The organism is Pedobacter sp. 01T416_2 (assembly GCF_056398925.1).
In genome coordinates this window covers 1-8900 of record NZ_JBFTQI010000202.1, presented here as the reverse complement: position 1 = coordinate 8900, position 8900 = coordinate 1, and the positions used below count along the sequence as shown (strand labels likewise).

Below are 8900 nucleotides of genomic sequence, written 5' to 3'. Positions count from 1 at the left end.
CACCATCAGCACCTGCTAAGCCTGCCCTATCCAAACAAAATACTACGTTCAATTTTTGAATGGCTACATCATGAATCACCTGATCGTAGGCCCTTTGCATAAAGCTTGAATAAATATTGCAAAACGGAACCAATCCTTGAGTGGCCAGGCCAGCCGAGAAAGTCACGGCATGTTGCTCTGCGATACCTACATCGAATGCACGTTTTGGCATCGCTTTCATCATAATATTTAACGATGATCCTGATGGCATAGCAGGTGTAATACCTACAATTTTATCGTTCGCCTCAGCCAGCTCGACCATGGTATGTCCGAAAACATCCTGGTATTTTGGTGGTTGTGGCTTGTCTGGAATACTTTTTTTGATTTCGCCGGTAATCTTATCGAAAAGACCTGGAGCATGCCACTTGGTCTGATCTTTTTCTGCCAGTGCAAAACCTTTACCTTTTACGGTAATACAGTGTAAAAGCTTAGGGCCAGGAATAGCAGATAAATCTTTTATGGTCTGCGCTAAACGTTTTACATCGTGCCCRTCAACAGGACCGAAATACCTAAAGTTTAAAGCTTCAAATAAATTACTTTGTTTAAGTAAGGTTCCTTTAATGCTTTTCTCAATTTTCTTAACGTACTTATGTGCGTTAGGGCCTAGTTTAGAAAGCCCTGCGAGTACATGAGAAATATCATCACGGAAACGGTTGTACGATTTTGAAATGGTGATGCTGGTTAAATATTCCTTAAGTGCACCCACATTCGGATCGATAGACATGCAGTTATCATTCAGGATTACCAGCACATTGCTGTTTTCGATCCCTGCATGGTTTAATCCTTCAAAAGCTAAACCAGCTGTCATGGCGCCATCACCGATAACAGCCACATGCTGTCTGTCTGTTTCGCCTTTTAATTGCGAAGCCACCGCCATACCCAAAGCGGCCGAAATGGAAGTAGAAGAATGGCCTACACCAAAGGTATCATACTCACTTTCCGAAATTTTTGGGAAACCGCTAATACCGCCGTATACACGATTGGTATGGAATAAATCCCTACGGCCGGTTAATATTTTATGTCCGTATGCCTGGTGGCCTACATCCCAAACCAACTTATCGTAAGGGGTATTTAATGCATAGTGTAAGGCTACTGTTAATTCAACAACACCTAAACTGGCGCCAAAATGGCCACCGTTAACACTAACAACATCAATGATATACTGTCGTAATTCCTGGCTTATTTGTTCTAAGTCAGAATCGCTATATTGCTTTAAATCAGCGGGATAGTTGATTTTAGATAATAGGGGGCCAGCTTTTACTTGCATTCGAAATTTATGGTAAAAAACAAGATACAAAGTAAGGCAAATTTGTTTTAATATAGAAGAGAAAAATAGTGGTTTATTATTGAGCGTTAAGCGGTTGGCGGTGAGGGCTTAGCGGATGCAGGTTAAGGGGTAGGGTTTAACGGTTAAGATTGTTTGGGACTAAAAATTTTCATTATGTTTGTCTCTTCACATRCAGGCAGAGAATTTTGAAATAAAACTTCCGGTATTCGAAGGGCCCTTCGATTTGTTGCTGTTCTTTATAGAGCGGGATGAACTTAATATCCAGGATGTGGAGATTGCCAAAATCACCAACGACTTTTTGGCCTATATCCATCAGCTCCTAGCTTTAAATGTAGAAGTTGCCAGCGAATTTATCTTAGTGGCTGCAACGTTGATGCGCATTAAATCTAAAATGCTTTTGCCAAGGATTGAGGTTGATGAAGCCGGAAATGAAATTAATGCTGAACAAGACCTTATTGCAAGGCTTATCGCCTATAAGCAGTTTAAATCTGCAGCAGAAGAAATGAAAGTTTTTGAAGAGGAACGGTTTAAACAAGATCAGCGGGGTAATATTGCATATGATTTAACCCTGGCCGCTGCATCTTCCAGTCATCAGGATGAACTTTTATCATTGGATCTCTATAAACTTTTAACCGTTTACCACCGAACGATGCAGAAATATGAGCTGCGCAGCGAAGAGGTTAAACACACCGTGGTACAATATCCTTACACTATCGAGCAGCAAAAACACTTTATTGCGAATTTGCTCGATATCAATAAACAGATCGATTTTGCTTTAGTGCTTAAAAATTCGGATAATAAAGTGCATTTCGTTTATAATTTCCTGGCTATTTTAGAAATGTTGCAGCAACAAATCATAGAGATAACCATTGGGAGCGGCTTTAACAACTTTAATGTGAAAGCATTATCCTAATACGGCCTAAATTAAATTTGAATTTCTTACTTTTGCAAAAAAAATACAAACCTCATATAATGATGACACGCGACAACCAAATTTTTGAACTTATTGATAAGGAGTTAAACCGCCAAGAGCATGGTTTAGAGCTTATTGCATCAGAAAACTTTGTAAGCAAGCAGGTAATGGAAGCTGCCGGATCGGTACTAACCAATAAATATGCTGAAGGCTTACCAGGAAAACGTTACTATGGCGGTTGCCAGGTAGTGGATGTAGTAGAGCAAATTGCTATCGATAGAGCAAAAGAGTTGTTCGGTGCAGCATGGGTAAACGTTCAGCCGCACTCTGGCGCACAAGCTAACGCAGCAGTAATGCTTGCCGTTTTGCAGCCAGGCGATAAAATATTGGGATTTGATCTTTCTCATGGAGGTCACTTAACGCATGGCTCGCCTGTTAACTTTTCGGGTAAACTATATCAGCCTTTATTTTATGGGGTAGAAAAAGAAACCGGATTAATTGACTATAAAAAATTAGAAGAAGTTGCTTTAGCCGAAAAACCTAAATTAATTATCTGCGGTGCATCTGCTTATTCCCGCGAGTGGGATTACGCTTTTATCCGTGCAGTAGCTGATAAAATCGGTGCTTTGGTTTTGGCCGATATTTCTCACCCTGCAGGTTTAATCGCAAAAGGATTGTTGGCTAACCCACTTCCACATTGCCATATTGTAACCACTACAACCCACAAAACTTTACGTGGCCCACGTGGGGGTATGATTATGATGGGACAGGATTTCGAAAATCCATGGGGATTAAAAACACCTAAAGGTGAAACCCGTTTAATGAGTAACCTGCTCGATATGGCGGTTTTCCCTGGTACACAAGGTGGTCCGTTAGAGCATATTATTGCGGCTAAAGCAATTGCTTTTGGCGAAGCTTTAAGCGAGGAGTACGGAACGTACATTAAACAAGTTGCAGCTAATGCACAGGCAATGGCCAAAGCATTTGTAGCTAAAGGATATGGCATTATTTCTGGTGGCACAGATAACCACTTGATGCTGATCGATCTTCGAAATAAAAATATTACTGGTAAAGTAGCTGAAAATGCTTTAGAGAAAGCAGAAATTACAGTGAACAAAAACATGGTTCCTTTCGATGATAAATCGCCATTTGTAACTTCAGGTATCCGTGTAGGTACTGCCGCAATTACTACCCGCGGTTTAAAAGAGACTGAAATGCAGAAGATTGTAGATTTAATCGACCAGGTTTTAACCAATCCGGAAGATGAAGCTAACCTAAATAGTGTAAAAGCTGAGGTGATTAAGTTGGTAAGTGCTTTCCCATTATATAAATAAAATTATACACTCACTCGGCTAGAGTGGCAATAAGACAAGCAGTTACATTAATTTGTAACTGCTTTTTTTTGTGAAGTAAGTTTTTCGCCCTAATGATGCAAAACAAACGTTTGTTTTATATATTTGACCAATAAAATGATGTAACTTATGTGTGGAATAGTAGGCTATATTGGCTACAGAGAAGCCTGGCCAATTGTATTGAAAGGTCTTAAAAGATTAGAATACCGGGGTTATGATAGTGCTGGTATTGCACTGATGAACGATAGTGGTCAGCATATTTATAAAAAGGCTGGAAAAGTAGCTGTTTTAGAAGAATATGCAGAAGACAAAGATAAGTGTGGTACAATTGGTATGGGACATACGCGATGGGCAACTCATGGCGTGCCTTCCGATCGAAACTCTCATCCCCACACATCAAATGGCGGGAAGCTGTCTATTATCCATAATGGAATTATCGAAAACTACGCCACCTTAAAAGAAGAATTGACTAGTCGTGGCCACGAGTTTAAAAGCGATACGGATACAGAGGTATTAATTCACCTGATTGAAGAAATCCAGGAAATTGAAAATATTGATCTTTTAGAAGCAGTTCGTTTGGCTTTGCAGGAAGTGAACGGTGCCTACGCCATCGTGATTATGGATAAAGAACACCCTGATCGTTTAATTGCTGCGAGGAAAGGAAGTCCGATGGTAATTGGCGTTGGAGCAGGAGAATATTTTATTGCCTCTGATGCTACCCCGATTATTGAGTATACTAAAACCGTAATTTATTTAAAGGATGGCGAAATCGCCCTGATTACCAAAAATGACCTTTTAGTTAAACAATTGGATAACGTAGTGCAAACCCCTTTAATTCAAGAGCTACAGCTAAAACTAGAGATGTTGGAGAAGGGTGGCTTTGATCACTTTATGCTTAAAGAAATTTATGAGCAGCCACGTTCAATTAAAGATTGTATGCGTGGACGTATTTATCCTGAAGAAGGAAAAGTTCAGCTTGGCGGGATCAAAGAATTTGCAGAGAAATTAAAAAATATAGACCGGATCATTATTGTGGCCTGCGGAACATCGTGGCATGCAGGTTTGGTTGGCGAATACCTGATCGAAGAATATGCCCGTATACCTGTAGAGGTGGAGTATGCTTCAGAATTCAGGTATAGAAATCCAATTATCACCGAAAAAGATGTGGTAATTGCCATTTCACAATCCGGCGAAACTGCTGATACCATGGCGGCCATCGAGATGGCTAAAGAACGTGGAGCAACTATTTTTGGGATCTGTAATGTTGCGGGGGCTTCCATCCCGCGTTTAACCCATGCCGGCGTTTACACCCATGCTGGTCCAGAAATTGGCGTAGCTTCAACAAAAGCATTTACTGCCCAGGTAACGGTTCTAACCTTGATGGCCTTTTACATGGCGCAGCAAAAAGGAACCATTACCACCTCAAAATTAATCGAGCTTTTAACCGAACTGGACCATATCCCTGAAAAAATTCAGGTTGCTTTAGAATCGAACGATCTGATCAAAGAAGTTGCAGAAAAGATCAAAGATTCTACCAACTGTTTGTTCTTGGGAAGAGGTAGTGGTTTCCCTGTGGCCTTAGAAGGTGCCTTAAAGCTTAAGGAAATTTCTTACATCCATGCAGAGGGTTATCCTGCAGCAGAAATGAAGCATGGGCCTATCGCTTTAATTGATGAAGAAATGCCGGTGGTTTTTATTGCTACGCAGAATTCATCATACGAAAAAGTGATCAGCAATATACAAGAAGTAAAAGCAAGAAAAGGTAAAGTGATTGCGATTGTAACCCAGGGAGACACGGAGGTGAAGAAAATGGCCGATTACTGTATCGAAATTCCTGATGCTAATGAAGCCTTTTTACCACTTATAGCAACTATTCCACTTCAGTTATTATCGTATCATATTGCAGTGATGCGTGGTTGTAATGTAGATCAGCCTAGAAACTTAGCTAAATCGGTAACTGTAGAATAATTTTATAACAAACAAATAACCTGAATTCGATAATTAAATACTGATTGATATCTAAACTCAGTTTTGGGTTAAATCGGTCGTCACCCTGAATTTATTTCAGGGTCTTTCCTGCCAAAAAGGATGCTGAAACAAGTTCAGCATGACGATGAGATTAGGAATAAACCTTGTCTGATAGTTATTTTTACAATTTAATAATCGAACTCAGGTAAATAGATAAAGCTTTGCATTAATTTGTAGCCACTTTTTTGGTTATAGGCGTATTCAAATAATTTATATATTTTGATATTGATGAATTAAAACGGCAGGGGGGAAAGCGGGGCTGCAGGCTGCCATAGGTACCAATGCTAAATTCTAAAGAAATAAATCTTGTTGGAGATTAAAGCGATGTTAAAAAAAATAGCTTAAAAATTTAGTGGCAACCCTATAATCTTAAAATCTTGGTAAAAGTAAAGGGCCGATATTCTTAGAAGAAATATCGACCCTTACCATCTAAATTAACGCTCTCGAATATATAAACGGAAATTATCGCCGTTTTGTTTTGAGAAAATAAAAAAAAATAAATTATTTCTCGTAACTGCCTAAGGTTGAGGGATAAATTCTTGCATTTCCTTTCGCATCCTGATTAAGGTAATTAAAGAAATACGGATCAGTACTTAAATCAGCTCCCTTTTTTCTGACGATGCTACCGGGAGATACTCGAAAATCTTCTAGATCTTGATTAATGAAAAGAGGATCGGTATTTAAAATGTTGCCATTGTTGCTGTAAGCGCTGTTGGTAGATCGGATTAAATTGCTCCATAAATTGAATTGCACTATTGCAGACGTTTTCTTTTGGATATCCAATTCATTCGTTAAACTCCCCCATATGATATTATTGGTTAAATCTACCTGAAGTTTGTTATAAGCATTTGCCGATAAATAATCTGAAAAACTCAGAGAGGCAGTTTTACGCGGGAAATTTGAGTTGTAACCAGCAAAAGTATTCTGTTTTAAGTTGTAATTCCCTCCCCCTACTGCATATATTAAGTAATTTCCGCAGTTATACATCACATTATTAAATGCAAGCAGTTCCGAGTGGTAGCCAATGTAAGCCGCCACCTGCATGTTTTTAATTATACTGTTGCTTAAAATTAATTTGGGGTTGTTGTTAATGGCCAAAGAATCGGAGGTAATGCCAACAGATGCATTTTTGATGATCGCATTTTTAATAAGTCCACATCCAGTCCGTTTTAAGAAAATCCCTTTCCATTGCCCAGGCTCATCACTATATATGTATTCCAGCCTATCGCTACAAAATAGTACAGGTTCAGCAAGGCTGCCATTAACCACTAGATTCCCTTCTATGTTTAAATTTGCATCCTTGTGAAAATAAATTTTAGTTCCAGGTTGGATCGTTAGTGAGCCCCCGCTCTTAACAGTTAACGATCCATTAATAATGTAGGGTAGAGCTTTTGTCCAGATGGTATTGGCATTAATTGTCGATTCGTTAACAAATACAGCATTCTGTCCATAAGCTAAAAGCTGAATTACCTGTTTATTCCCATTTGTATTTAATATGATAGAATCTTGAACCAGAAAGGGCAGGTTAGTTGAATTTGGATTGATCGAAACTTTGACAAAGAGGTTTATAGAATCCCGGCCGTTTATAATGAGATCATTTTTGCTCTGCGTTTGCTCCCCGTTAATGTTAATGCTAAAAGCCGAAGTATTGCCACCTGATAATCTGATTTCGGAAACTTTAACCGCATCATTATTTTTGTTGACAATCTTTATTCTTTTAGTTGTTGATCCTACTGAAGTAAAGATGGTATCAAATAATACTTCTTTATTAGAGATGTTTAGTTTAGCATTCATATCTGTGGTTATACGCTCCCCTTTCCGGCAAGCTGAACCAATGAATAAAATTAAAAGCACTAAACCAATATTTAAACGCATAAATCAAACTTAGAAAAATGTTTGGCTACTTACAATAGCGCTTAAACCGTGTAACAGTAATTATTCTGCAAAGGCAAGCGCTGCAATGCTCACTTTTGCCGCCCCAATAGCTAAGAGTGTATTGGCGCAGGCTTCAAGCGTTGCCCCAGTGGTAATTACATCGTCAACCAGTAAAATATGTTTACCAATTATATCTTCAGCAGAATTTACCTGAAAAACATCTTTCATATTTTCATACCGGTTATACCTGCTTTTTTTAGTTTGACTCTCCGTTGAAGTAGTCCGGATAAGGTGATCTTCACTAATATCTATTCCCATTTGTGTTGCAATTCCTTTTGCAATAAAGCTACTTTGGTTATAACCCCTAATCTTATATTTTTTACGATGTAAAGGAACTGGGATAACCATGTTGATATCTTGATAAAGAATTCCGGTTTTTAGCCAGTCAGAAGTCCATTGTTTAACCAAAAGCATCTAACTAATTTATAAAATATTTTTGATTTCCGAAGTTTAAGAGGCCAAGGCGATGGAAAGGGCTTCGGAACACTAGAGATTGAATTTTTAATCTTTTTTAGCAAAGCAGGTTCTTACTACTATATAGGTATGATTTCAGTAAATAACTTCCGAGGTTTAAAAGAGCGGGGTGTAAGGATAACTTCGGAAGTTTGCCTAGTGGTAKATTGTTTGTGATTTTTAGGAAAGCAGGTTCAGTACTACTATGAGGGTTTGTTCCCGCTTTTCATTGCAAGTCCTCGCTGCGCTGTGGGCTTTCCATTGCAATCGGGTTTATTCTGCAGGGTCTTCCGAAGTTTCGGAGGGCCAAAGCTCAGGAAAAACTTCGGAAGTCTAAGGGCAGGGGAGTGCATAAACATTATTTGTTCCAGAAAGTTTTGCCCACTGCAACATTTTTTCTGTCTGAAAACCATGTGGTTAACAGAATCCTTTCGTTGATCCGTAAAAAAGCTTTGCGTTAGTGTTAATTTTTTCTACTTTTGCATCCCGCTTCGGAGGAAGGGTTTTGAATGAAAGGATGGCGCAGGGGATAATGAGAGCGGGATTTATTTTAAAATAAATGTTGCGGAAGAGGAAAAGATTGCTACCTTTGCAGCCCGTTCGGGAATGACGGAAAGCTGGTTAACATCAGCGTATTGAAAAGAGGGGAATAGGAAAAAGAGGGGGTTAAAAAAATAAAATTTATTTTATTTGTGATTCCGGAAAAGATCCTTACCTTTGCACTCCCAACGATAAGGAAGGGTAAAAGAATCGGAACGGCGGATGTCGGGAAGATAGAAAAAAAAGATTGAGATAAACAGAAACACAGGAGAGAGGAAGAAGACTTTCCGCAACTGAAGTTTAACGATATATAAGTGATCGGCCGCGAGGTTTACCAGATCAACAAGTTCTT

Annotated in this window: 7 protein-coding genes; 3 read left to right on the top strand and 4 right to left on the bottom strand. The window is 39.0% G+C overall.

Translation table 11 applies throughout. The features are described 5' to 3' along the window. Nucleotides 1–1306: 1-deoxy-D-xylulose-5-phosphate synthase (gene dxs / locus AC1DPQ_RS10750; protein ID WP_477609212.1), on the bottom strand; the 1306-nt coding region annotated here is incomplete at its 3' end. A 178-nt stretch (nucleotides 1307–1484) separates the two neighbouring features. Between dxs and AC1DPQ_RS10745 the strand changes: the two genes are divergently transcribed. The 3 genes from AC1DPQ_RS10745 (at nucleotide 1485) to glmS (ending at nucleotide 5560) form a co-directional block, all read left to right on the top strand. After that, nucleotides 1485–2240: a segregation and condensation protein A gene (locus AC1DPQ_RS10745; protein ID WP_477609210.1), complete on the top strand. Its 756-nt coding sequence runs from the start codon at nucleotides 1485–1487 to the stop codon at nucleotides 2238–2240. Between the two features lie 62 nt (nucleotides 2241–2302). Further along, on the top strand, nucleotides 2303–3574 hold the full coding sequence (glyA, locus tag AC1DPQ_RS10740) for a serine hydroxymethyltransferase (RefSeq protein ID WP_477609214.1): 1272 nt from the start codon (nucleotides 2303–2305) through the stop codon (nucleotides 3572–3574). Between the two features lie 147 nt (nucleotides 3575–3721). Next, on the top strand, nucleotides 3722–5560 hold the full coding sequence (gene glmS / locus AC1DPQ_RS10735; protein ID WP_477584719.1) for a glutamine--fructose-6-phosphate transaminase (isomerizing): 1839 nt from the start codon (nucleotides 3722–3724) through the stop codon (nucleotides 5558–5560). A 561-nt stretch (nucleotides 5561–6121) separates the two neighbouring features. On the opposite strand, the gene AC1DPQ_RS10730 is transcribed toward glmS, so the two are convergent. The 3 genes from AC1DPQ_RS10730 to AC1DPQ_RS10720 all read right to left on the bottom strand — a co-directional run. Beyond that, nucleotides 6122–7414: a hypothetical protein gene (locus AC1DPQ_RS10730; protein WP_477584718.1), complete on the bottom strand. Its 1293-nt coding sequence runs from the start codon at nucleotides 7412–7414 to the stop codon at nucleotides 6122–6124. Between the two features lie 141 nt (nucleotides 7415–7555). After that, complete coding sequence (locus tag AC1DPQ_RS10725; RefSeq protein WP_477609208.1) at nucleotides 7556–7969, bottom strand: ComF family protein; 414 nt, start codon at nucleotides 7967–7969, stop codon at nucleotides 7556–7558. Nucleotides 7970–8694: 725 nt separating this feature from the next. Then, on the bottom strand, nucleotides 8695–8900 hold a 206-nt coding region (locus AC1DPQ_RS10720), incomplete at its 5' end, for a hypothetical protein (RefSeq protein WP_477584716.1).